Annotated in this window: 22 protein-coding genes; 15 read left to right on the top strand and 7 right to left on the bottom strand. The window is 61.1% G+C overall.

The features are described from left to right. From AACS18_RS09130 to AACS18_RS09120, 3 genes are all read left to right on the top strand, one after another. On the top strand, positions 1-669 hold a 669-nt coding region (locus tag AACS18_RS09130; protein WP_181363430.1), incomplete at its 5' end, for an O-antigen ligase family protein. Beyond that, complete coding sequence (locus AACS18_RS09125; RefSeq protein WP_108614167.1) at positions 666-1,937, top strand: glycosyltransferase family 4 protein; 1,272 nt, start codon at positions 666-668, stop codon at positions 1,935-1,937. The genes AACS18_RS09130 and AACS18_RS09125, both read left to right, overlap by 4 nt. A gap of 12 nt (positions 1,938-1,949) precedes the next feature. Continuing rightward, on the top strand, positions 1,950-3,086 hold the full coding sequence (locus AACS18_RS09120) for a glycosyltransferase family 4 protein (RefSeq protein ID WP_108614166.1): 1,137 nt from the start codon (positions 1,950-1,952) through the stop codon (positions 3,084-3,086). A gap of 42 nt (positions 3,087-3,128) precedes the next feature. Here AACS18_RS09120 and AACS18_RS09115 read toward each other — a convergent pair whose 3' ends face one another. Continuing rightward, positions 3,129-4,175, bottom strand: a complete 1,047-nt coding sequence (locus tag AACS18_RS09115; protein WP_108614165.1) for a GGDEF domain-containing protein — start codon at positions 4,173-4,175, stop codon at positions 3,129-3,131. Between the two features lie 1,259 nt (positions 4,176-5,434). Here AACS18_RS09115 and hybO point away from each other — a divergent pair. From hybO to AACS18_RS09060, 11 genes are all read left to right on the top strand, one after another. Continuing rightward, positions 5,435-6,568 (top strand): hydrogenase 2 small subunit, encoded by a 1,134-nt coding sequence (hybO, locus tag AACS18_RS09110; protein ID WP_047435203.1) that lies wholly within the window; start codon positions 5,435-5,437, stop codon positions 6,566-6,568. A 2-nt stretch (positions 6,569-6,570) separates the two neighbouring features. After that, entirely contained in the window at positions 6,571-7,617 is a 1,047-nt protein-coding gene (gene hybA, locus AACS18_RS09105; RefSeq protein WP_108614164.1) for a hydrogenase 2 operon protein HybA, read from the top strand. Then, the gene (gene hybB, locus AACS18_RS09100) at positions 7,610-8,797 is read left to right on the top strand and encodes a Ni/Fe-hydrogenase cytochrome b subunit (RefSeq protein ID WP_021230238.1); all 1,188 of its coding nucleotides are present in this window, start codon (positions 7,610-7,612) and stop codon (positions 8,795-8,797) included. Before hybA ends, hybB begins: the two co-directional genes overlap by 8 nt. Next, positions 8,794-10,497 (top strand): hydrogenase 2 large subunit, encoded by a 1,704-nt coding sequence (hybC, locus tag AACS18_RS09095; RefSeq protein ID WP_108614163.1) that lies wholly within the window; start codon positions 8,794-8,796, stop codon positions 10,495-10,497. Before hybB ends, hybC begins: the two co-directional genes overlap by 4 nt. Beyond that, a complete protein-coding gene (locus AACS18_RS09090; protein ID WP_108614162.1) occupies positions 10,497-11,027 on the top strand; it encodes a HyaD/HybD family hydrogenase maturation endopeptidase in 531 nt (176 codons plus the stop codon). Before hybC ends, AACS18_RS09090 begins: the two co-directional genes overlap by 1 nt. Then, positions 11,009-11,548: a hydrogenase-2 assembly chaperone gene (gene hybE, locus AACS18_RS09085; RefSeq protein ID WP_108614161.1), complete on the top strand. Its 540-nt coding sequence runs from the start codon at positions 11,009-11,011 to the stop codon at positions 11,546-11,548. Before AACS18_RS09090 ends, hybE begins: the two co-directional genes overlap by 19 nt. A gap of 131 nt (positions 11,549-11,679) precedes the next feature. Next, a complete protein-coding gene (locus AACS18_RS09080; RefSeq protein WP_108614160.1) occupies positions 11,680-13,290 on the top strand; it encodes an ABC transporter substrate-binding protein in 1,611 nt (536 codons plus the stop codon). Continuing rightward, positions 13,275-14,285: an ABC transporter permease gene (locus AACS18_RS09075; RefSeq protein WP_108614159.1), complete on the top strand. Its 1,011-nt coding sequence runs from the start codon at positions 13,275-13,277 to the stop codon at positions 14,283-14,285. The genes AACS18_RS09080 and AACS18_RS09075 overlap by 16 nt, the downstream gene beginning before the upstream one ends. Next, on the top strand, positions 14,275-15,090 hold the full coding sequence (locus AACS18_RS09070; RefSeq protein WP_108614158.1) for an ABC transporter permease: 816 nt from the start codon (positions 14,275-14,277) through the stop codon (positions 15,088-15,090). Before AACS18_RS09075 ends, AACS18_RS09070 begins: the two co-directional genes overlap by 11 nt. Further along, entirely contained in the window at positions 15,084-15,872 is a 789-nt protein-coding gene (locus AACS18_RS09065; protein WP_108614157.1) for an ATP-binding cassette domain-containing protein, read from the top strand. The genes AACS18_RS09070 and AACS18_RS09065 overlap by 7 nt, the downstream gene beginning before the upstream one ends. Beyond that, positions 15,872-16,513 carry an ATP-binding cassette domain-containing protein gene (locus tag AACS18_RS09060; protein ID WP_108614156.1) on the top strand — a complete coding sequence of 214 codons (642 nt, stop codon included), beginning with the start codon at positions 15,872-15,874 and terminating at the stop codon, positions 16,511-16,513. The genes AACS18_RS09065 and AACS18_RS09060 overlap by 1 nt, the downstream gene beginning before the upstream one ends. A gap of 409 nt (positions 16,514-16,922) precedes the next feature. Here the strand turns inward: AACS18_RS09060 and hypB are convergent, their stop codons facing one another. Further along, positions 16,923-17,765: a hydrogenase nickel incorporation protein HypB gene (gene hypB / locus AACS18_RS09055; protein WP_308810823.1), complete on the bottom strand. Its 843-nt coding sequence runs from the start codon at positions 17,763-17,765 to the stop codon at positions 16,923-16,925. Here hypB and AACS18_RS09050 point away from each other — a divergent pair. Further along, complete coding sequence (locus AACS18_RS09050; protein ID WP_308810822.1) at positions 17,646-18,026, top strand: hypothetical protein; 381 nt, start codon at positions 17,646-17,648, stop codon at positions 18,024-18,026. The two genes, hypB and AACS18_RS09050, sit on opposite strands and share 120 nt — an antisense overlap. On the opposite strand, the gene hypA is transcribed toward AACS18_RS09050, so the two are convergent. The 5 genes from hypA to AACS18_RS09025 all read right to left on the bottom strand — a co-directional run. After that, on the bottom strand, positions 18,004-18,345 hold the full coding sequence (gene hypA, locus AACS18_RS09045; protein ID WP_058057611.1) for a hydrogenase maturation nickel metallochaperone HypA: 342 nt from the start codon (positions 18,343-18,345) through the stop codon (positions 18,004-18,006). The two genes, AACS18_RS09050 and hypA, sit on opposite strands and share 23 nt — an antisense overlap. 69 nt (positions 18,346-18,414) lie before the next feature. Further along, the gene (gene hypE, locus AACS18_RS09040) at positions 18,415-19,419 is read right to left on the bottom strand and encodes a hydrogenase expression/formation protein HypE (RefSeq protein ID WP_108614154.1); all 1,005 of its coding nucleotides are present in this window, start codon (positions 19,417-19,419) and stop codon (positions 18,415-18,417) included. After that, positions 19,416-20,528, bottom strand: a complete 1,113-nt coding sequence (gene hypD, locus AACS18_RS09035) for a hydrogenase formation protein HypD (protein WP_108614153.1) — start codon at positions 20,526-20,528, stop codon at positions 19,416-19,418. Before hypD ends, hypE begins: the two co-directional genes overlap by 4 nt. Continuing rightward, positions 20,522-20,773, bottom strand: coding sequence for a HypC/HybG/HupF family hydrogenase formation chaperone (locus tag AACS18_RS09030; RefSeq protein WP_040065728.1), 252 nt, complete (start codon positions 20,771-20,773; stop codon positions 20,522-20,524). The genes hypD and AACS18_RS09030 overlap by 7 nt, the downstream gene beginning before the upstream one ends. Positions 20,774-20,778: 5 nt before the next feature. Further along, positions 20,779-22,382: Kae1-like domain-containing protein (locus AACS18_RS09025; protein ID WP_108614152.1), on the bottom strand; the 1,604-nt coding region annotated here is incomplete at its 5' end.

Here is a 22,382-nt window from a genome sequence, read left to right as displayed (position 1 = left end):
ACCCAGAGCCGGGGTGGTTTGCTGGGTATCTGCGCCGTTGGTGGCCTGTTTGCCTGGCAGCGGGTGAAGTCGAAAACCCTGTTGATCTCGCTGGGGATGGTCGCGCTGGTGGTGCTGTTTGCCGCCGCCGGGATCAGCGACCGGGCATCTGGCGGCGCCGCCGAGAGCGGGGTCGATGCCTCGGCCATGGGGCGGATCTACGCTTGGCAAGCAGCCTGGGGCATGGCGCTGGGCCATCCGCTGGTAGGGGTGGGCTTGTCCAATTTCTATTACAACTACTTCTTCTACAGCCCCCATTGGGATGGACTCAATCATGCGGTGCACTCCACCTGGTTCGGGGTGCTGGCTGAAACCGGCTTTGTCGGGCTGGCGCTGTTTATCGGCATGGTGACGGTGACCCTGCGCAGTTGCTGGAGTTGCCAGCTTGCTGGCATGCCTCCTGCAGTGATCACGGCGATGCAGGGGGTGATGGCCAGCATGGTGGGGTTTGTGATTTCGGGATCCTTCCTGACCCAGGGGTTTACCTGGCCTATCTATCTGGAATTGGCGCTGGCCGTCGCCGCCATCAAGTACGTGCAGCAGGTTGCCACAGAGGTGAAGGCCACCGCTGAGGATCATCAGGAGGCAACCCGGTTGCCGCCAGTGCCACCAAAGGGAGCAAGAGGATGAACGCAACCCCTGTTTTGCTGGTTCACTACGGAGAGGACTGGATCCGCGGCAGCGAACGCTGCCTGCTGGATCTGCTGGCCCACCTCGATCGCAGCCGGTTTACGCCCCTGCTCTGGTGCAATAGCCCGACGCTGGCGGCAGAGGTGGCCACCCTCGGGGTAGAAACCATGGTCGAGCCGCTCAGCCTGCTGCTGGGATGGCAGGCGCCCCGTTTTGATCTTGCGGCCCATCGGCGCCTCTCCCGGCGAGCCAGAGAGCTCATCACCGAACGGCAGATTGGGCTGGTGCACGCCAACAGCGCGGCTCCTTGTCAGTGGCTGGCGGGGGTCTGTCGGGCGTTGCAGGTACCGCTGGTGTGCCACCTCCATGCCCGTTACCAGCCAAGAGACAGATTCAGCCTGCGGGTTCATCAGGCAAGTGTGCTGATCGGGGTGAGCGAGCCGGTGTTGACCGGTTGGCGCCAGGATGGCTGCGCGGCCGAGCGGTTGATCCGGGTACCCAACGGGGTGGATGCCGCTCGCCTGAATGGCGGTACTCACTGGCCGGTCGTCGGCATGCTGGGCTTGCCCCCGGGGGATATGATCATCGCAACCGTCGGCTCCCTGATCAAACGCAAGGGGATTGATCTGCTGATCCGCTCACTGGCTGCCCTGATGGCATCGGGGGAGGAGGCTCAGTTGCTGATTATTGGCAGCGGTCCGGAGCGGGAAGCATTGATGGCGTTGGCTGTCGAACTCGGGGTGGCCAAGCGGGTCCACTTTCTCGGCGAGCGGCCGGACAGTGCGGCTATCTTGCGGGGCGGGGTGGATCTGCTGGTCTCTGGCGCCCGTGAGGAGGTGTTTGGTCTGACGTTGGCGGAGGCGGGCATGTTGGGGCTCCCCGTCAGTGCCTACCGAGTGGGCGGCATTCCGGAAGTTGTGGAAGAGGGGGTGACCGGTTTGCTGGCAACCCCGGGGGATTGGGCCGAGATGGCTGATCACTGGCGGCAATTGAGCAATCCGCAGCGCCGATGTGAAATGGGGCGGGCCGCTCAGCTGCGTGCCGCACAGTTGTTCACGGTGGCGCGCTACGTTGACGGGGTCACGGCGGTGTGGGACGCCGCGCTGGCTGGTCGTTGGCACGCCACGGCCCCCACACCCTTCCGACCACTCATTCACTGGGCGGGGCAACGACTCCTTGCCAGAGGGCGCAATATGCTGGCAAGTGGGATGGCAAAAGTGGCGCAAAAAGTGCAGTTGGGGTTTGGCCGCCGCAAGGCGCCAGAGTAAGGGAGCAGCAAGATGAGCATGCAAACTGAGCCGGTGTTTGGAAAGATCATCGTCGTGGATCCCATCCCGTTTCGCGGTGGCTCCAAGGTTGCGACCGAAGTGCTGCTCGATGAGTTGGCCAAGCGGATGCCCGGGCTCACATGCCATGTGTTGACCCAGGATCCCGACTCCTGGTCCCGTTGTCAGCATCATCCTCTTTGGCTGCCCCACATATTGAAGGGGCGGGAGTCCGGCATCGGCTATCTGCTCAAACAGGGGTGGCAGACCCTGCTGATCCTCTGGCTTGTGCTGCGCTTGGGGCAGGTGAAGTGCCTGGTGGCGGCGTCCGGGCCTGGGGTGGATCTCTGCTGTTACTGGGCGGCCCGCTGGTTGCGGTGCCGGGTGGTTCAGCTGATCCATGGCCCTGTGGGGTGCTCGGGCCTCTCTGCCAGGGCCTTGCAACGGGCGAGTTTTGTCTTTTATCTCGAATCAACTCGCAGCTCCCTTGCGGCATTGCTGGCTCGGCTTGGCGAGACCGAGTTCCCGTCACACTGGCAGCCATTTACCAATGGTTTGAGCGAGATTGATTGGCCCAAAGCGACCCTGGGGGGGCCTCGTATTTTGTGGGCTGCCTCGTTGCTGCGCTGGAAGGGGCTGGAGACTATGCTGGCCGCCCATCAACTGATCCCTGAGGCTCGCCCCGAGCTGATGGTGTGCTATCTGCAGCCCAAGGGCACGCTGCAACCCTGCAGCCAGCCCCAGCCACAGCTGCCAGACACGCACTGGTATGCCAACCCCGCCAATCTTGACGAGATCCGATCTCAATGCGGCATTTTTGTCTCCACCAGTCATCAGGAGCCCTTTGGTCTCTCCATTCTGGAGGCCATGGCGGCAGGATTATGCGTAGTGATCCCGGCCGATGGCGCCTGGTGGGATCGACACCTCACCGATGACGTGAATTGCCGCAAATATCAGCCAAACGATCCCGGCGATCTGGCGCGGGTGCTGGCCAGCCTCAATGCCATGCCCGACGAGGTCAAGCGACTTGGCCATCATGCCCGCCTGCATGCCATGGTCCATTACAACGCGGCGGATACCTACCAAAGCACACTGGATCAGTGGGAAGGTATGTTGCGATGGGATGCGTTGAGCCTTGCCGTGCATGGTTAGCGCGCAGTGGTTCCCCACGGGGAGGATGGGGTGTATGAGGGATTATGGGCAGACTGGTTGCGGGAGGCTGGGTGACTCCGCCACTCTGATGCAGTTACGGCCGGATGATTTGGCGGTGTAGAGCGCAGCATCAGCCAGTTTGACCAGTTCAGATGGCTGCCAGTGACTCGATGGTCTGAGGCAGGCGACACCCATGCTAACGGTCACCATACCGGTGGCATTTTGTGCGTGTGGCTGCGCGAGTGCAAAAATCAGTCGCTGGATATGTTGGGCAATTTCATAGGCGGATTGACGCTCGACATGTGGCAACAGGATGACAAATTCCTCTCCGCCGTAGCGGGCCACCAACTCCCCCGAGCGGCGCCCGGATTGCGCCAGGGTATGGGCCAGCAATCGAAGGCACTCGTCACCGGCAACGTGGCCATAGAGGTCGTTGAACTGCTTGAAATGATCGATGTCGAGCATGATGAGCGCAATCGGCATCTCTGTCTGAATACAGCGCTCCCAGGCCTGGTTCAATGAGTTGTCGAACAGACGGCGGTTGCCGATATTGGTGAGCCCATCGGTATTGCTGAGCGCTTCCAGTTTCCGGTTCGCTTCCGCCAGCTCCTTGGTTCTGAGCTCGATAATGAGCTCCAGCTCATGTTGGCGCTCCTCCAAACTGGTCATCGGGTAAATTTCGCTTTCCCGAGCCGCACTGTAAGGGATGGAGATACTGCTGTGAGCAATTTTCCACGCCATGGCTTCGTGTCGAAAAATCAATACCAGTCTGGCGGTTCTGCGGGAGAGGATAGGTTCTGATTTCGGTAGATGGATATGAAAGAAGGCGGTGACAGCCACCACGTCAGCGGCCAGATCTTGCAGGCTCACATCGAGTATTTCCAAGTGGATTCTGTCCGTGATCTGGGCAAAATCGCGGCGGGTTATCCGGACCCACTCTTCTCTATCGGTAACCAGAACATCGCTGCTGCCTGCAAAACCGCTGAAATTGTCGCTAAAACGCGTGGTGAGCCGGTCATCCCGTGATGAATACATCTCGATGTACTCATCAAACAGTGAGCGGATCAACGGTTCCCGTTCAGTGGTCATTGCGCTGGGTCCATGTGAAGTGGTCACGTTTTTCAAACGTTCGATTGAACTATAGTCAATTATGTCATTTTAATTGGCTATCTATCTTGATTTTTCTCGTTTTTTTGTTCAATTCCCGCACTTGGCAAGTGTCCATTGGGCCAGCCAGAAACAAGGCTCCATGGCGTGGTTATCAGAGGCAGTCAGGGGGAGGCTTCTCTCTGCAACGGCGGCCGCTTCGGGCTGCATTTCACGAGCTGAGCAGGGCTGTCAACGAGTTCGAGTTCGATAAGGCGCTGCAGTTGCTGGCACCACTGCTTGGGTGATGGTTAACACCCTTATCGCTTGTCATGTTCATCGTCATCCCAACTCATTTTTTGGGGTTGCCATTGAACAAGAATAATTATCATCTTTATCGGTGGGGATGGATATTTACGCTCTGGTTAATTATGCAGGGTGACGTGAAGGTAAATAGTGTGAAGGTGGGCGGTAACATCTGTAACGGGGTGAGCGAATGCATCGCGAGTTAAATATGTACACTATGTTGCAGGCAGCCTTCCACCTTGCCTTTTCTCTTACCATTAATTTGAATGCAGATTCACGATGATGCGTAAACATATCCGTGGGTGCGATATTTTACTCACCAGCATCCAAGACAATAAAGAGTGGGGGGAGCGTATTGATATGCATACATCTGCGGCATCTTTTCATTAAGCGGTGTGAAACGGCAGGGAGGCCAAGCGGGGTTGTGCTGTGTGGGCTCGCAGTAGAACGTGTCGCACTGAAGCGCAGGTCAAATGCAAACTGAAACCAAGCGACAGCAGGTAAATCGTGCCGTGCAGGCCGTGCTTGCTACCGGTGGCAGCTGGCCGTGAGACCGTTCTGGTGTGGAGAGGCAAGTCAGGAGGTTGTCCCGTGGATGACTGTATGGAATATGCAATGAAATGAGTAAAGATATATTAAATGGATCATTTATGGGTGGGCATCAGTATTGTGAAATGAGCGGTATAGCCAAGACTTCAATCATGTTAATTTGGCTCACAGTGAAAGAGAGGATATGCGGTGATTAATTATTTAATATCCAATTAAGTTCATAAAATTTACGGAGTTGCTAAATATCTCTTTGGGGGTAATTAATTTCATTTGTGATGTGGCTCGCTATGAAAATAGGGGTAAGCCGGTCGAAATTGATAGAGATCAATACTGCAGGGTGGGTGAGTCCTTAGCATTTCCGCTATTAAGCATTTATCAAACAAGTGCTCACTACGGGAATAAGTAGAATGGTCGAGGATAATTTTTTATCGGCTCATGGGATTAATCGCCGTGATTTTATGAAATTGTGTGCCGGGATGGCCGCAACCCTGGGATTAAGTCAGCATGCCGTCGCCAAGATGGCCACCGCGCTCACCAGCCCCGAGCGGCCGCCGGTGATCTGGATTGGGGCGCAGGAGTGCACCGGCTGTACCGAGTCACTGCTGCGGGCCACTCACCCCACCATCGAGAACCTGATCCTCAATACCATTTCGCTGGAGTACCACGAGGTACTCTCGGCGGCCTTTGGTCATCAGGCGGAAGAGAACAAGCACAACGCCATCAAGCGCTATAAAGGCAAGTATGTGCTGGTAGTGGATGGCTCCATTCCGCTCAAAGATGGTGGTGTCTACTGCATGGTGGCCGGTGAGCCTATCGTCGACCATATTCGCCGTGCCGCCAGTGATGCCGCTGCCGTCATCGCCATCGGCTCCTGCGCCGCCTGGGGCGGTGTGCCTGCTAGCGGCGGCAACCCGACCGGTGCCGTCAGTCTCGAAGAAGCCCTCGGCAATATCGGCACCCCAATCATCAATATCCCGGGCTGCCCGCCCAATCCCCACAACTTCCTCACCACGGTTGCCTACTACATCACCTACGGCAAGCTGCCGGCGCTGGATAGCAAGAAGCGTCCGCTGTTTGCCTATGAGCGGCTGATCCACGAGAACTGCGAGCGCCGTCCGCACTTCGATGCAGGGCGTTTTGCCAAGGAGTTTGGCGATGAGGGCCACCGGCAGGGCTGGTGTCTCTACCATCTGGGCTGCAAGGGGCCGGAGACCTATGGCAACTGCTCGACCCTGGAGTTCTGCGATGTGGGCGGCGGCATCTGGCCGGTCGGCATCGGTCACCCCTGTTATGGCTGCAACGAGCAAGGGGTCGGTTTTAGCAAGGGGATCTTCCAGCTCGCCAAGGTCGAGAACCCGACCCCGCGGGTGGATAAACCCGACGTGAAAATTCAGGAGGGGGGCTATACCTCGCCCACCGCGACTGGCCTGATCGGTGGTGCCCTCGGGGTGCTGGTGGGGGTGAGTCTGATGACGGTGCGTGAACTCGGTCGCCAGCAGAAGCGCCACGAAGCCGGGCAGCACCCATCACGGGAGGAGTAACCGTGAACAGACGAAACTTCCTCAAATTCGCCTCCGTCGGTGCGCTGGCGGCGGGCACAGCCGTACCCGGCACCGCACTGGCGGCGGCCAAGAACAAGCCGCCCATTCCCGGCGCGCTCGGCATGTTGTATGACTCTACCCTTTGCGTCGGCTGTCAGGCCTGTGTGGCGGAGTGTCAGCGCCTCAACGGCAACCCGACCAACCCAGCCGGGGCGCAAACCTGGTCCAACAACGACAAGCTGACCCCCTACACCAACAACATCATTCAGGTGTGGAAGAGCGGCACTGGCGAGCACAAGGATCAGCTGGTGGATGGCTACGCCTACATCAAGAAGCAGTGCATGCACTGTGTCGATCCCAACTGCGTCTCTGTCTGCCCGGTGCAGGCTCTTAAAAAAGATCCCAAGACCGGCATCGTTCACTACGACTCGAGCGTCTGCACCGGCTGTCGCTACTGCATGGTGGGCTGCCCGTTCGATGTGCCCAAATATGACTATGACAACCCGCTGGGGGCGATCCACAAGTGCGAGCTCTGCAACCAGAAGGGGCTTGAGCGGATCGATCAGGGCAAGTTGCCCGGCTGCGTCGAGGTGTGCCCCACCGGAGCCGTGATCTTCGGCACCCGCGAGGAGCTGATGGCTGAAGCCAAGCGCCGCCTGCTGGCGACCCCTGGCAGTGAATATGCCTATCCGCGCCAGACCCTCTCTGCCAACGACCCCTACCTGCACGAAGTGCCCCACTACCAGCCTTACGTCTATGGCGAGAAGGAGGGGGGCGGCACCCAGGTGCTGGTGCTGGCCGGGGTGCCCTATACCAAGCTCGACATGCCCGATCTGCCGGAGCTCTCCTCCGGTGCCCGCTCCGAGCATATCCAGCACACCCTCTACAAGGGGATGGTGTTGCCCATGGTGGTGCTGACCGGCCTTTCGGTGCTCATTCGCCGCAACACCAAGAATGGTCACGAACACCATCACGATGATGGCCATGATCAGGGGAGTGTGCAGATCAAGGATCAGGGCACTACAAAGGGAGGCAAGGATCATGAGTAACCACAAGGCGTATCCCCTCGGCGGCAAGCTGGTCAGCTGGCCTGTGCTGGTGCTGGCCCCCTTTGCCGTGCTGTGCGGCATGTTGATTTTAAAACGCCTCGTCTTCGGGCTGGGCTCGGTCACCGATCTGAATGGCGGTTATCCCTGGGGACTCTGGATCTCGTTCGATCTCTTGATCGGCACGGGTTTCGCCTGTGGCGGCTGGGCGCTGGCCTGGGCTGTCTATGTGTTCAACCGGGGCGAGTATCATCCGCTGGTGCGACCGGCGCTGTTGGCGAGCCTGTTTGGCTACTCGCTCGGTGGCCTCTCCATCACCATCGACGTGGGCCGTTACTGGAACCTGCCGTACTTCTACCTGCCCGGTCACTTCAACACCTCCTCGGTGCTGTTCGAGACGGCAGTCTGCATGACCATCTATATCGGGGTGATGGCGCTGGAGTTTGCGCCCGTGCTGCTGGAGAAGTTCGGCTGGAAGGCGTCGCTCATTCGCCTCAACAAGATCATGTTCTTCGTGCTGGCGCTGGGGGCTCTGCTGCCCACCATGCACCAATCCTCCATGGGCTCGTTGATGATCGTCGCGGGGGAGAAGATCCATCCGCTCTGGCAAAGCTACGAGTTGCTGCCGGTCTTTTCGCTGTTGACCGCCTTCATCATGGGCTTCTCCATCGTGGTATTTGAGGGCTCTCTGGTGCAGGCGGGACTGGCGGGGCGGGGCCCCAATGAGAAGTCGCTCTTCTACAAGCTGACCCAGGTGATCGATATCTTCCTGATCCTGTTTGTGGCGCTGCGCTTTGCCGAGATCGTCATCCACGACAAGTCGGAGTATCTCTCCGAGTTCAATCGCTTCTCCATCATGTTCTGGAGCGAGATTGCGCTGATGATCTTCCCGCTGCTGGTGTTCCACTGGGACAAGAGCCGCCGCGATTCGCGCATGTTGTTCCTGGGGGCCCTCAGCATGCTGCTGGGCGCCGCCCTCTGGCGACTGGATTACTCCCTGCTCGCCTTCAACCCCGGCAATGGCTACCACTACTTCCCCTCTGCGGAGGAGGTGCTGATCTCTCTGGGCTTCGTTGCCATCGAGGTGTGTGCCTATTTGCTGTTGATCCGGCTCTTGCCGGTACTGCCATCACTTGAACGTGTTCACCAAGATTATCAGGCCCGAGGGAAAGCCAACGTATGAGCCAATGTATCACCATAGACCCCATCACCCGCATTGAGGGGCACCTGCGTATCGACTGCGAAATCGAAGGCGGAAAAGTGACCAAAGCCTGGTCGTCCGGCACCATGTGGCGCGGGATGGAGGAGATCGTCAAGGGCAACGACCCGCGCGATGCCTGGATGATAGTGCAGCGCATCTGCGGGGTCTGCACCTCCATTCACGCCATCGCTTCGGTGCGGGCGGTGGAGAACGCTATCGGTGCCAAGGTGCCGGTCAATGCCCAGTTCATCCGCAACCTCATCATCGCGGCCCACAACATCCACGATCACATTGTTCACTTCTACCAGCTCTCCGCGTTGGACTGGGTGGACATCACGGCGGCGCTGCAGGCCAATCCACAAAAGGCGGCGGATATCCTCAAGGGGGTATCGACCTGGTCCCTCAATAGTGCCGACGAGTTGACCAAGGTGCAGGACAAGATCCGCGCCCTGGTGGCGAGCGGCCAGCTTGGCATCTTTGCCAACGGCTACTGGGGTCACAAGGAGATGAAGCTGAGCCCGGAGGTGAACCTCATCGCCGTGGCTCACTATCTGCAGGCGTTGGAGTGCCAGCGCGATGCCAACCGCATCGTCGCCATCCTCGGTGGCAAGAGCCCGCACATTCAGAATCTGGCGGTGGGCGGCGTGGCCAACCCCATCAATCTGGATGCACCGAGTGTGCTCAATCTGGAGCGGCTGCTCTATGTGAAGAGCTTTATCGACCGGCTCGGCGAGTTTATCGAGCAGGTCTACAAGGTGGATGCCGCCATCATCGCCGCACACTACCCCGAGTGGCTGAACCTGGGGCAGGGTGCCAAGCACTACCTGAGCGTGCCGGAGCTCCCCACCGACGCCAACGGTGGCAGCTTCCTGATGCCGGGCGGCTATATCGAGAATGGCAATCTGGCGGGGTATCGCCCCATCGAGAGTCATCAGGATGGCTGGCTGATGGACGGCATCGCCGAGAGCAACAAGCACGCCTGGTACAAGGATGACGCCCCCCTCAAGCCGTGGGAGGGCAAGACCGAGCCCAACTACACCGGCTGGCAGGATGATGGCAAATACTCCTGGGTCAAATCCCCCACCTTCTACGGCAAGGTGGTGGAGGTGGGACCGCTTGCAGACTTGCTGGTCAAGCTGGCCGCCAAACACCCGGAGACGGTAGCGCACTTCGATCAGCTGAACGGCATCTACAAGGCGCTCACCGGTTCGGCCATCAAGACTGAGCAGCTGCACTCCACCATGGGCCGCATCATCGGTCGCGCGGTACGCTGCTGCGTGCTCAAAGATACCCTGGCGCACCAGTGGAAGGCGCTGGTCGACAACATCGGCAAGGGTGATACCACTGCCTATATCAAGACCGAGATCCCGGCGGATAAAGAGTTTCGCGGGGTGGGTTTTGAAGAGGCGCCGCGCGGCATGCTCTCCCACTGGATCGTCATCAAGGGCGGCAAGATCGAGAACTATCAGGCGGTGGTACCATCGACCTGGAACTCGGGGCCACGCAACTTCAACGACGAGCCCGGCCCCTACGAGCAATCGCTGGTAGGCACCCCGGTGGCCGATCCGGCCAAGCCGCTGGAGGTGGTGCGCACCATCCACTCGTTCGACCCTTGCATGTCCTGCGCAGTCCATGTGGTGGATACCCAGAGTGGTGAAACGACTCAGGTGAAGGTGCTGTGATGAACACCCTGATCCTGGGCGTGGGCAACCTGCTCTTGAGCGATGAGGCGATCGGAGTGCGTATCGTCGAGGCGCTGGAGCGTGAGTACCGTTTCGCCACCGGCATCGAGTTGCTCGATGGCGGTACTGCCGGTATGGAACTGCTCGAAGCGATGGCCGATCGTGACCACATCATTCTGGCGGATGCGGTGCGCAGCGGTAATCCGCCGGGCACCGTCGTGACCCTGAAGGATGAGGAGATCCCGACCCTGTTTGGCCGCAAGATCTCCCCCCATCAGCTGGGACTGGCGGATGTGCTCTCGGCGCTGCACATGACGGGGGAGTCGCCCAAGCGGCTCACCCTGATCGGGGTCGAGCCCGAATCTCTGGAGCCCCGCATCGGCCTCACCCCCCTGGTGGCGGCTGCCATGGGGGAGGCGACGGATCGGATTTTGACCCTGCTGGCTGCCGTTGGTGCGCCCGCCATTCCGCTCTCTGAGCAGGAGAAAGCTGAACAAGAGCAGGAGGGCCTATGGCGCAGTCCCATTTAAGCGAGGCTGAGAGAGTGCTGGAGATAGTACCGGAGACAGCGCAGGAGTTTGCCGGTTTTGCCAGCAATCCCGCGCCTCTGCTGGTAGCCCAGTACGAGCGGATCGCTCGCGAAGAGATGCAGGCGTTGCCCTTCTATCACGCCACCATGCCCATTGTGACGGAGTGCGTGCTGTTTGAAGGACAGTGGCTCGGCTGCGTGCTCACCCCCTGGATGTTGAGCGTGGTGGTGCTGCCGGGGCCGGATCAGCTTTGGCCGGTTCGCAGCAGCAGCGATCGGCTCGCCCTGCAGCTCCCCTGCGGCAACATGACCTTTATGGTGGGTGAATTGCCCGAGACGGGACAGCTGCTGGCTTGCTCCCTGATGTCGCCGCTCGATCCCCATCTCGGGGCCGGGGAGGGGCGCACACTGGTGAGCAGCACCCTCAAGATGCTGCTCTCCCTGCCGGTGCAGCAAGGGGCTGGCGGCGTGGATCTGGGTCGCAGACGGCTATTCGGTGCCCGGCGCGGTCAACCGGCATAGTCGCTAGGTTTCACGCGAAATCAAGTTTAGAATAGGGGGCCATTTTGGCCCCTCACTCCCATGTTCAGACACGCATTCCACCTCTTTTTTGAGTGATGATCCGTGAGTGGTACAAAACAAGAAGGATCCCCATGACTGTTCCACGCAATTCCCTTCGCCATTACTGTGGCACCAGTGCTGCCGCCCTGTTGACTCTGCTGCTGGGCACTGCCTCTCACGCGGCGCTGGCCGCAGCCCAACCTGTGCCTGCCGAGCTCAAGCTCGCCATCGGAGCCGAACCCACCGAAGGGTTTGACCCTCTGCTTGGCTGGAGCCACGGCAGCTACCTGCTGCTGCACAGCCCGCTGCTCAAACAGAACGCCGATCTCAGTTGGCAGAATGTGCTCACCCAATCAGTGACCCCGAGCAAGGATGGCAAGGGGTGGCTCATTACCCTCAAGCCTGACCTGAAATTCTCCAACGGTGCACCGCTCACCGCCGAGGATGTGGCCTTCACCTACAACAGCGCAGCCCAAGGTGGCGGCAAGATCGACATGGGCAACTTTGTCTCGGCCAAGGTGCTCTCACCCACCGAGGTTGCCATCACCCTGAGTGCTCCCCAGAGCACCTTCGTCAACGTGCTGGGATCCTTGGGGATAGTGTCGAAGCGGGATTACGACGCAAAAGCGTATGCCCAAAAGCCGGTCGGTGCTGGCCCTTACCGGCTGGTGAGCTTCCTGCCTGGTCAACAGCTGGTGGTGGAGGCGAACCCCTATTACGCTGGCGGCAACAATGACTTCAAACGGCTGGTGTTTGTCTTTATCGACGAAGAGAGCGCCTATGCCGCGGCCCAGAGCAGCCAGCTCGATGTGGTGCGCATTGCCCCGTCACTGGCGCCCACCGTGCCTGCCTCCCTCAAGCTGTGGGTGCGGCCGAGCGTGGAGAACCGCGGCATCGTCTTCCCCATTCCTGCAGCGGGTAAAAAAGATGCTAAGGGTTATCCCATCGGCAACGACGTGACCTCGGACGTGGCGGTACGCCGCGCCATCAACTACGCCATCGACCGCAAGCTACTGGCCGATCAGCTACTGGAAGGGCACGCCATCCCCGCCTACAGCGCGGTGGAAGGCTTGCCCTGGCTGAACAAAGCCACCGCCTTCAAGGATGGGGATGTCGCCCACGCCAATGCCCTGCTCGACGAGGCGGGTTGGAAGATGGGCAGTGACGGCATTCGCCACAAGGGCAATCTGCGCGCCGCCTTTACCCTCTGGTACACCAGTGGCGATAGCACCCGCCGGGATTTGGCGGAAGCGGTGCGGGCCATGCTGGGGCCCATCGGTCTTGAGGTGAGCCTCAAGTCCGGCAGCTGGGAACAGGTGGAGCGGGAGATGCACGCCAACCCGGTGCTGATGGGGTGGGGGAGTCTGGATCCCATGGAGCTCTATCACCACTACCAGAGCGGCTCCGGTGGCGTGGAGTTCTACAATCCGGGCTACTACAGCAACCCTGTGGTGGATGGCCACCTCAAGCAGGCGCTGGATGCCCCGAACTGGCAGGCGGCCGTGCCGTTCTGGCAGCAGGTGGAGTGGGATGGCAAAACGGGCGCCGGAGTGCAGGGAGATGCCGCCTGGGCCTGGCTGCTGAATGTGCAGCACACCTATCTCGCCAACCGTTGCATCGATCTTGGCAAGGGGGCGCCGGAAATCCACGGTAGCTGGTCCCTGCTCAACAACCTGCAGGATTGGCGGTGGACGTGCCGGTAAGTTCGCCCTTGAGTCATTCAGGTTATCTGTTGCTAAAAGCCCTGCTGCGTCTGGCAGGGCTGTTATGTCTGGTCTCGGTCGCCACCTTTGTGCTGCTGAGTTACTCCCCCATCGACCCCATCAAGGCCTATATCGGCAACGATCTGCTCCATGTGCCGCCGGAGCAGTACGCCCGCATCGCCGCCCGCTGGGGGCTGGATCAGCCGCTCTGGCTGCGCTATTGGCACTGGTTTAGCCAGGTGCTGCAGGGGGATCTCGGTTACTCCATGCTCTACAACGCACCGGTGGGTGAAGTCATAGGCCAGCGCTTTGCTGCCTCTTTCCTGCTGCTGGCGGGCGCCTGGCTGCTCTCCGGCTTTTTCGGGATTTTGCTGGGCCTCTGCGCCGGTCGCTATCTCAATCGCTGGCCCGATCGCCTGATTTGCCGGTTTGCCTATCTGCTCGCCTCCTTGCCCACCTTCTGGGTCGGCCTGTTGCTGCTCGCCCTGTTTGCGGTGCACTGGCCGCTGTTGCCGGTCTGCTGCGCCTGGACGCCGGGCCTCTCCGCCGATGAGGCTGATTGGGTTATGCGAGCGCGCCATCTGTTGCTGCCGGTGACTACCCTGGCGCTGCTCGGGGTGGGCAATATTGCCCTGCATACCCGGGGGCGGGTGGCCGAGGTGCTGGAGAGCGACTTTATCCGCTACGCCCGCGCTCAGGGGGATGGCGGCTGGCCGATGCTGCGTTTTCACGTGCTGCGCCACGCCCTGACCCCAGCGCTCTGCCTGCAGTTTGCCTCGCTCGGTGAACTGATTGGCGGATCGCTCTTGGCCGAGAAGGTCTTCTCCTATCCAGGGCTCGGCCAGGCCACCGTGGATGCGGGGCTCAGGGGCGATATCCCCCTGCTGATGGGAATCGTGCTCTTCTGCACCCTGCTGGTCTTTATTGGCAACACGGTGGCCAGTTTGCTGCTGGCCCGTATCAATCAGGGTTGGGAGGGCGAGCATGCTGTTTAACCCGCTTCCCTCTATGGTGCGCTTGGCCGTGGCAATGATCGGGCTGGCGCTGCTGGCCACTTACGGCTGGAGCCTCTCTCATCAGGATGTGCCGATGGATCTGCTGGCGCGCCAGCAGCCTCCCTCGCTGACCCACTGGTTCGGCACCGATCAGATGGGACGGGATCTCTGGTTGCGGGCCTTTCAGGGCAACCTCACCAGTCTGGAGCTTGGCATCAGCACGGCTCTCTGCAGTGGCCTGCTGGCTATGGTGGCGGCAAGCGTGTCGCTCATTCACCCCAGATGTGATGCGGCGGTGCGAATGGTGATCGACGCCATGCTGGCGCTGCCCCATATGCTGCTCTTGATCCTTATCTGCTTTACCGTGGGCGGCGGCATGCGCGGGGTGATCCTGGCGGTAGCGCTCACCCACTGGCCCAAGCTGGCGCTCATTCTCTGCGCAGAAGCGCGGCGGATCGCCTGCAGCGACTATGTGGTGCTGGCCCGCTGTCAGGGGATGGGGGCGCTGCGTCGCTGGCGTACCCACCTGCTGCCGGGACTGTTGCCCCAGTGGTTTATCGGCACCTTGCTGATTTTTCCCCATGCGGTGCTGCACAGCGCGGCCTTGAGCTTTCTCGGCTTTGGTCTGGCGGCCCACGAGGCCTCCCTTGGCCTGCTGCTGGCCGATGCCCTGCGTTATCTGGCCGGTGGCGGTTGGTGGCTGGCCCTCTTCCCCGGCCTGATGTTGCTGCTGCTGGTGTTGCTGTTTGATCAGGCTACCCGCGCCCTGCAACAGCTGTTGTGGCACAGGAGTGAACCATGCTGAGTTTTGATCATGTGACCATAGAGGCGGCCCACTACTCCTGGCTGGGGCGGCGCAGCTGGCAGCCTTTGCTGACCGATATCAGCCTGCAACTGGCGCCGGGGGAAATCGTGGCGCTGGTGGGGGGGAGCGGCGAGGGCAAGAGCCTGCTGCTGCAAAGCGCTCTGACATTGCTGCCGGACAACCTGCGGATGCGCGGCAGCATCTCCCTCGATGGCGTGCCCCTGTGCGATGCCAGCCGGGTCCGTCTGCGCGGCCACACCCTCTGCTATGTGCCGCAGGGGGTGAGCGCCCTCAATCCGCTGCTGACGGTGGAGCGCCAGCTTGGTCGGGCTGCACGTCTCTGCGGCCAGAATGGGTCTCGCGAGCGGCTTGGCGAGCAACTGCTGCGCTATCAGCTGCCCGCTGCCACCCTGGACCGCTATCCGCGTCAGCTCTCCGGCGGCATGGCCAAGCGCATTTTGGCCTGCACCGCGGCGCTCGGCGGTGCCCGCTACATTCTGGCGGACGAGATCACCGCCTGGCTCGACGAGGGGCTGGCCTGCCAGCTGCTCAGCCAGTTGCGTGAATTGGCCAATCAGGGCAGCGGCATCCTCTGGGTGACCCACGATCTGGCGCTGGCGGCCCGCTTTGCCGATCGCATTGTGGCGCTGCATCAGGGGCAGGTGAGCGATACCTTGAGCTGCCACCATCTGCGCCAGGGGCTGGGGAGCGAGATGCTCAGAGCCCACTGGCAGGCGCTGCCGGAGTTCAACGCGCTCTTCTCTGTGCCGGAGGTTTCCTGATGTTTGAAGTACGAAACCTCACTATCGCCCAGGGGGAACGTCCCCTCTGGCAGGGTTTATCGCTGACGGTGAAAGCGGGGGAGCGGCTCGGCATCTCCGCCCCGAGCGGTTATGGCAAAACCACGTTGGGGCGGGTATTGGCAGGTTGGCAACCGGTTGGGGCCGGCGGGCAGATCCTGCTGGATGGGCAGCCGGTGCCTGAACAGGTAAAAGGCTATAACCCCATCCAGCTGGTGCCCCAGCACCCTGAGCTCACCTTCAACCCCTATCGCACCACCGTGCAGGCGCTGTGGGACGTATGGCGTCCCGATGACGCTATGCTGGCCCGCTTTATGGTCAAGCCTGCGTGGCTCAGTCGCAAGCCCGGTCAACTCTCCGGTGGCGAGCTGGCCCGCATCGCGCTGCTGCGCGCCCTCGATCCCCGCACCCGGTTGCTGATTGCCGACGAGGTGACCGCCCAGCTGGATCCGCAGATTCAGCGCCAACTCTGGCGGGAGTTGATGGTTGAATGCGAGCAGCGCGGGCTTGGCATGGTCATCTTCAGTCACCAGCAGGCGCTGCTGCGCCAGATCTGTCATCGGGTGCTGCGCTTTGGTGAGGCGTCTCTTGCGACGGGGGTATTGGCCGAAAGCGCGGCCTGAGGATTGGCTTCCCCCTCATCCCCAGCCCTTCTCCCGCAAGGGGAGAAGGGAGTTGAAGGTGCCATCTCACCACGCTCAGGGTTTAGGGTTTGGAAAATCTCGGGTTTGAAAATATGGCTGGTTGTTATGCTCGAAGCCCCTCTGAGGGGGATGAGGGAGTCGTATTATTGCAGCATATTGCCTGTATCCACGAATAGGTTCCCCTTTCCCTGTTGAGACAGGGAGCGGAATGCGGCATCCACGAACCGGTTCCCTCTCCCTGGGGAGAGGGCTAGGGTGAGGGGCGCGAGTATGAAACGCTGGCCATTCTGTACAGAGAGAATCGTTGGCAAAGCGCGCAGATAAAAGAGAGGGAGGCATTAGCCTCCCTCTCTTTTTTATCTGCCGTTATCAGCGGCGTTTAACCGGTTCAGGCACTGGCGAGCCAGTTGAGCCAGGCATCCATCCCTTCGCCTGTGGTGGCGCTGACCTGGATCACCTGGATATAGGGGTTGACCCGTTTGGCGTTCTCGATGCAGCGTGCCACGTCAAAGCTGACGTAGGGCAGCAGATCGATCTTGTTGATCACCATCAGCTGGGCTGCGGCAAACATATCCGGGTATTTCAGCGGCTTCTCTTCCCCCTCGGTGACGGAGAGGATCGCTACCTTGTACTTCTCGCCGAGATCGAAGCTGGCGGGGCAGACCAGATTGCCCACGTTCTCGATAAAGAGGATGCCCCCTTGATTGGCGGGCAGCTGGTGGCAGGCGTCGTGGACCATTTTGGCGTCCAGATGGCAGCCCTTGCCGGTGTTGATCTGCACGGCAGGGACGCCGGTGGCACGGATGCGATCCGCATCTCTGCTTGTCTGCTGATCCCCTTCGATCACCGCGCAGGGGCGTTTGTCGGCCAGCTGGCGCAGGGTTTCGCACAGCAAGGTGGTTTTGCCTGAACCCGGGCTCGACACCAGGTTAAGCACCAGCTGGGCCGCCTCGTCGAAGTGCTCGCGGTTGTGGGCCGCCAGCGCGTTGTTCTTGGCCAGCACATCCATCTCGATGGCGATCAGCTGGCGCTGTCCCATGCCGGGGACCGACAGTCCCGCTTCCCCTTTGCCGTAGTGCAGATCACCCTGCTGATGGTCATGGTCATGGTCATGGTCATGGTCATGGTCATGGTCATGGTCATGGTCATGATCGTGGCGGTGATCATGATGATGGCCGTGGGGGTGATCATGATGGTGCTCATGGGGGTGAACATGCCCATCATGGCTTATGGGAGCCCTCATCCCGTGGTAGTGGTGATGGACATCCCCCTGATGGTGATAGTGGTGGTGAATGATCAGGGTGCGCGGCGCACCCTGCTCGTGGTCATGATTGTGATGGGCATCATGAGCATGATGATGGTAGTGCTCATGACCATGTTCATGGTGATGTTCATGTTCGTGATGATGCTCATGATCGTGCTCATGGCCGGCGATCCGCGCCTGGCCGCATCCGCATACGCTACACATATCAACTTACCTCGATGTCGGTGATGCGCAGGCTATCACCCTGCGCGACTCGTAATTTGTATCCGCCACACTCGGGACAGGCCTGCCCGCGCGCGGTGAGGGTGACCGTCTGGTTGCAGTCGTAACACCAGGCCTCTGCCGCCTGGTGTTGAAAGTGCAGTTGGGCCCCTTCGACGGCGGTGCCCTTGGCGGCCGCCTCGAAACAGAAGGCAATGGTGTCCGGGTCGACGCAGGAGAAGCTGCCGACCTCGAGCCAGAGGGCAGTCACCCTGGTAAAGCCCCGCTGGGTGGCCTGTTCGGCTGCCAGATCGATAGCGGCCATGGCCAGAGACATTTCGTGCATGGTGGCTCCTTAACCGATATGGGGAGGAGCAGTGACTCCTCCCTGTAATTGACGGAACGGCATGGCTGCTCAACAGATCCGCGGCAGCAGCTCCCCCTGCGGTAGCTCCAGATAACGGCGGCTGCCCCAGGGGTTGTTGAGGATCACCTTGTGGCGATCGCTCGCCTGAACTACGCCGATCTGGCTGGCTGCTGGGTTGAATTGCCGCAAGATGCCCAGTGCGTCCTGCGCCTGTTCGGCAGGCAGGGCCAGTACCATGGTTCCCTCGTTGGCGAGATCATGGGGCTCGAAACCGTAGAGCTCGCAGAGGCCGCGCACCGGATCGCACACCGGAATGGCAGACTCCTCCAGCTCGATGGCAACGCCGGAGGCGCTGCTCCATTCGTTGAGCACGGCGGCAAGGCCACCGCGGGTGGCATCGCGCAGGGCGTGAGGGGTAATACCCGCCTGCAGCAGTGCTTCTACCTGTGGCCAGAGGGTGGTGCAGTCGCTTTTCAGATCAGATCCTAGCTGCAGGGCGTCGCGGGCCATCAGGATGCAGGCGCCGTGGCTGCCGATATCCCGCGACACCAGAATGGCATCACCGGCCTTGAGGTTGCGCACCGAGATGCCCCGGCTCTGCTCAGGCAGCGGGAAGGTGCCGACCCCGCTGGTGTTGATGAAGATCTTGTCGGCGGCCCCTTTGGGCACCACCTTGGTGTCGCCGCAGACGATGCGGGCACCGCTCTTGGCCAGCTCTGCAGCCATTGATTCGACGATGCGGGCCAGATTGGCGTAGGGGAAGCCCTCCTCGATGATAAAGCTGGCGCTCAGATACTCGGGCTTGGCCCCCATCATGGCCAGATCGTTGACCGTGCCAGCGATGGCCAGCTTGCCGATATCGCCCCCCTCGAAGAAGAGCGGCGAGACGGTGAAGCTGTCGGTGGTGAAGGCGACGGGGCCGCTTACCGGCAGCAGGGCGGCATCTTCACCGCGCAGCAGGATCTCGTTACCAAAGTGGCGAAAGAAGAGCTGATTGATCAGCTGATTCATTTCGACACCGCCGCCGCCGTGGCTTAACTGAATTTCTCTCATTGGATCCCCATATATCGGTAGTAGGCATTGCAGGCCCCTTCGGAGCTGACCATGCAGCTGCCCATGGGCTGGGTCGGGGTGCAGCCCCGGCCAAAGACTTTGCACTGGTTTGGCTTGGCCAGGCCGCGCAGGATATCGGCGCACTGGCACGCCTTGTGGTCATCGATGGGAGTCTGATTAAGCGCAAAGTGACGCTCCGCATCGCGCTTGGCGAAGGCATCCCGCAGGCGCAGGGCGGAGGCGTTGATATCCCCCAGACCTCGCCAGCGAAAGTGCTCGCGGGTCTCGAAAAAGCGCTCGACCAGCCGCTGGGCGGCTTGATTGCCACTGGCGGTGACGGCGCGGCTGTATTGCACCTCCAGCGCGTAACGACCCTCCACCTTCTGGCGCACCATCATCAAGAGCGCCTCCATCACATCCACCGGCTCGAAACCGCTCACCACCACCGGCACCTGATAGCGATCGACGATAGGCAGGTAGATATCGGCGCCGGTGATGACGCTGACGTGGGAGGGGCCGATAAAGGCGTTCACCTTGGCGACCCCGTCGGCCATCACCGCATGAATGGCGGGGGGCACCAGCACATGGTTGATATGAAACAGGAGGTTCTCGACCTCTTGCTCTTCAGCGGCAGCCAGCAGCGCCGCTGTCATCGGGGTGGAGGTCTCGAAACCGATGGCGAAGAAGACCACGGTTTTCTCCGGATTCTCTTTGGCGATACGCAGGGCATCGAGGGGGTCATAGACCGGGCGGATATCGCTCCCCTTGGCCCGTTGCTGGGCCAGCGTGCCCCTGGAGCCCGGCACCCGGATCATGTCCCCCAGGGTGACCAGAATGACATTCGGTTGACTCGCCAGCTCGATGGCCTGATCGATGCGCTCTTTGGGCATGATGCAGACCGGGCAGCCGGGGCCGTGAACGAACTCGATGCTGGCCGGCAGCAGCTGGTGCAGGCCGTATTTCATGATGGTGTGGGTATGGCCGCCACACACCTCCATCACCCGCAGCGGCTCGGGCAGATCTTTGGCCAGTTCGGTGATCTGGGCGGCGAGGGCGCGGATCACCTCGGGCTGGCGAAAGCCCTGAAAGAGATCATTGAGGGTCAGCATGGCAAGATATCCTGTTTGGGCATCAGGGCCACCATCTGGCGGAAGCTCTCGAGGCTGGCCTGCGCCTCCTCTTCGTCAATCTTGCTCATCACAAAGCCGATATGGAGCAGCACATAGTCGCCCACCTGGAGGGGCTCCTCGAGCAGCATGCAGCTGACGCGCCGCTGCACCCCCAGGGTATCGACGGTGACGCAGTTATCTTCGGGGTGCAGCTGCACCACCTGAGAGGGGATGGATAGACACATGGATTTCAGGACTCCGACAAGGTGGCACAACCGGTGGTGACAGGCTGATGCGTGGCAAGATGGTGGATGGCAAACCAGAGCTGACCGGCGGCGATGCCACCGTCATTGAGCGGCAGGGTTTCGCTGGTCAATACCTGCCGACCGGCGGCTTCGAGCGCGGGCACCAGCTGATCCATCAGCCCCCGGTTTTGAAAGACGCCGCCCCCGAGCGCCACCGGATAGCCGGGGAAGCGCTCGGCCAGAGCGATGACCAGAGCGCTGATGGCGCGGATAAAACCGGCGGCCAGGCTGGCGGTGGAGGTGCCTTGGCGCCGCTCGCTGACAAGGGTATTGATGAGCTCTGCCCACTCGATCTGCAGTGGCCCCTCTGTTGATTGGCTGAGATCAAAGGCGAGGGGGAAGGGTTGTTCGTCGGGGGTGAGCTGCAAGGTGGCCGCCTCCAGCAGGAGCCCGGCTTCGCCCTCGTAATCGGGGGTATCGATCACCCCCAAGAGCGCAGCCACCGCATCGAACAGCCGACCGATGGAGCTGGTGTAGGGGGTGTTGCGACCCAGCTGCCAGAGCTGGTGCAGGTTGCTGATCCGCTTAAGGGGCAGTTGCTTGATCAACGGAATATCGAGGGCGCAGATCGCCTCAGGACTGTGCGATTCAAACAGCAGTCCCAGCAGCTGGCGCACCGGCTCGCGGATGGCCGCTTCGCCGCCGATCAGCTTGAAGGGGGCAAGGTGGGCAACCCGATCAAATCCCTGAACGTCTGCGATCAGCAGCTCGCCGCCCCAGAGGGTGCCGTCATCGCCAAGGCCGGTGCCATCGAAGGCAACCCCCAGCACCGGGCCTGTGATGTCGTGCTCGGCCATCACCCCTAGCAGGTGGCCGTGATGGTGCTGCACCTCGAGGTGGGTTGCACCCTGATCATGGCAGTAGCCCTTGGCCCACTGGTGGCTGAGGTAGCCCGGGTGGCGATCCGAGACCAGCAGTTCGGGCTTGAGATCGTAGAGATCGCGAAAGGTGGCGAGGGTCTGCTCGAAGTGACCCTGCATCGGCAGGCTGTGCAGATCACCGATATAGGGGCTGTAGATGCGCTGGCGACCGAAGGCGAGCGCCAGCTGGTTCTTCTGCTGCGCCCCGACTGCCAGCAGCGGCACCTTGACCGCCTCTTTCAGGCTGGGGGTGCAGGGGGCATAGCCCCGGGCGAGGCGTAAAGTCTGGCGTCGTCCGCCTGCCCACTGCACCAGACTGTCATCGCACGGGTGCAGGATGGGGCGATTGTGATCCAGGATGCCGTCAATCTCGCTGCCGAGCTCCCTGACCACCGCCTCGCACTCGATAAGGATCGGGCTGCCGCGACCATTGGCGCTGGTGGCCACCAGCGGGATGGCGCAGGCATCCAGCAACAGCTGGTGCAGCGGGGTATAGGGGAGCATGACCCCAAGGTAGGGGATGCCGGGGGCGATCCCCTCGGCCAGCGGCGCGGCTGGTTGCCCAGTTTCTGAGAGCCGAACATCGTTAATGCGCTTGCGCAGCAGGGTGATGGGTCTGGCCTGAGAGGAGAGCAGGCTCCACTCTGCCTCGCAGCCGGTGACATGCAATTTGGCCTCAGCAAGGGAGC

The sequence above is a fragment of the Aeromonas sp. HMWF015 genome, assembly GCF_963878965.1.
GTDB lineage: Bacteria > Pseudomonadota > Gammaproteobacteria > Enterobacterales > Aeromonadaceae > Aeromonas > Aeromonas veronii.
This window is presented reverse-complemented; position numbering and strand designations above follow the sequence as displayed.

Bases quoted from the DNA above. Each gene is read 5' to 3' on its own strand.
- AACS18_RS09125 (WP_108614167.1), top strand. From the start codon at position 666: ATGAACGCAACCCCTGTTTTGCTGGTTCACTACGGAGAGGACTGGATC.
- AACS18_RS09120 (WP_108614166.1), top strand. From the start codon at position 1,950: ATGAGCATGCAAACTGAGCCGGTGTTTGGAAAGATCATCGTCGTGGAT.
- AACS18_RS09115 (WP_108614165.1), bottom strand. From the start codon at position 4,175: ATGACCACTGAACGGGAACCGTTGATCCGCTCACTGTTTGATGAGTAC.
- hybO (WP_047435203.1), top strand. From the start codon at position 5,435: ATGGTCGAGGATAATTTTTTATCGGCTCATGGGATTAATCGCCGTGAT.
- hybB (WP_021230238.1), top strand. From the start codon at position 7,610: ATGAGTAACCACAAGGCGTATCCCCTCGGCGGCAAGCTGGTCAGCTGG.
- hybC (WP_108614163.1), top strand. From the start codon at position 8,794: ATGAGCCAATGTATCACCATAGACCCCATCACCCGCATTGAGGGGCAC.
- AACS18_RS09090 (WP_108614162.1), top strand. From the start codon at position 10,497: ATGAACACCCTGATCCTGGGCGTGGGCAACCTGCTCTTGAGCGATGAG.
- hybE (WP_108614161.1), top strand. From the start codon at position 11,009: ATGGCGCAGTCCCATTTAAGCGAGGCTGAGAGAGTGCTGGAGATAGTA.
- AACS18_RS09080 (WP_108614160.1), top strand. From the start codon at position 11,680: ATGACTGTTCCACGCAATTCCCTTCGCCATTACTGTGGCACCAGTGCT.
- AACS18_RS09070 (WP_108614158.1), top strand. From the start codon at position 14,275: ATGCTGTTTAACCCGCTTCCCTCTATGGTGCGCTTGGCCGTGGCAATG.
- AACS18_RS09065 (WP_108614157.1), top strand. From the start codon at position 15,084: ATGCTGAGTTTTGATCATGTGACCATAGAGGCGGCCCACTACTCCTGG.
- AACS18_RS09060 (WP_108614156.1), top strand. From the start codon at position 15,872: ATGTTTGAAGTACGAAACCTCACTATCGCCCAGGGGGAACGTCCCCTC.
- AACS18_RS09050 (WP_308810822.1), top strand. From the start codon at position 17,646: ATGGTCATGGTCATGGTCATGGTCATGGTCATGGTCATGATCGTGGCG.
- hypA (WP_058057611.1), bottom strand. From the start codon at position 18,345: ATGCACGAAATGTCTCTGGCCATGGCCGCTATCGATCTGGCAGCCGAA.
- hypE (WP_108614154.1), bottom strand. From the start codon at position 19,419: ATGAGAGAAATTCAGTTAAGCCACGGCGGCGGCGGTGTCGAAATGAAT.
- hypD (WP_108614153.1), bottom strand. From the start codon at position 20,528: ATGCTGACCCTCAATGATCTCTTTCAGGGCTTTCGCCAGCCCGAGGTG.
- AACS18_RS09030 (WP_040065728.1), bottom strand. From the start codon at position 20,773: ATGTGTCTATCCATCCCCTCTCAGGTGGTGCAGCTGCACCCCGAAGAT.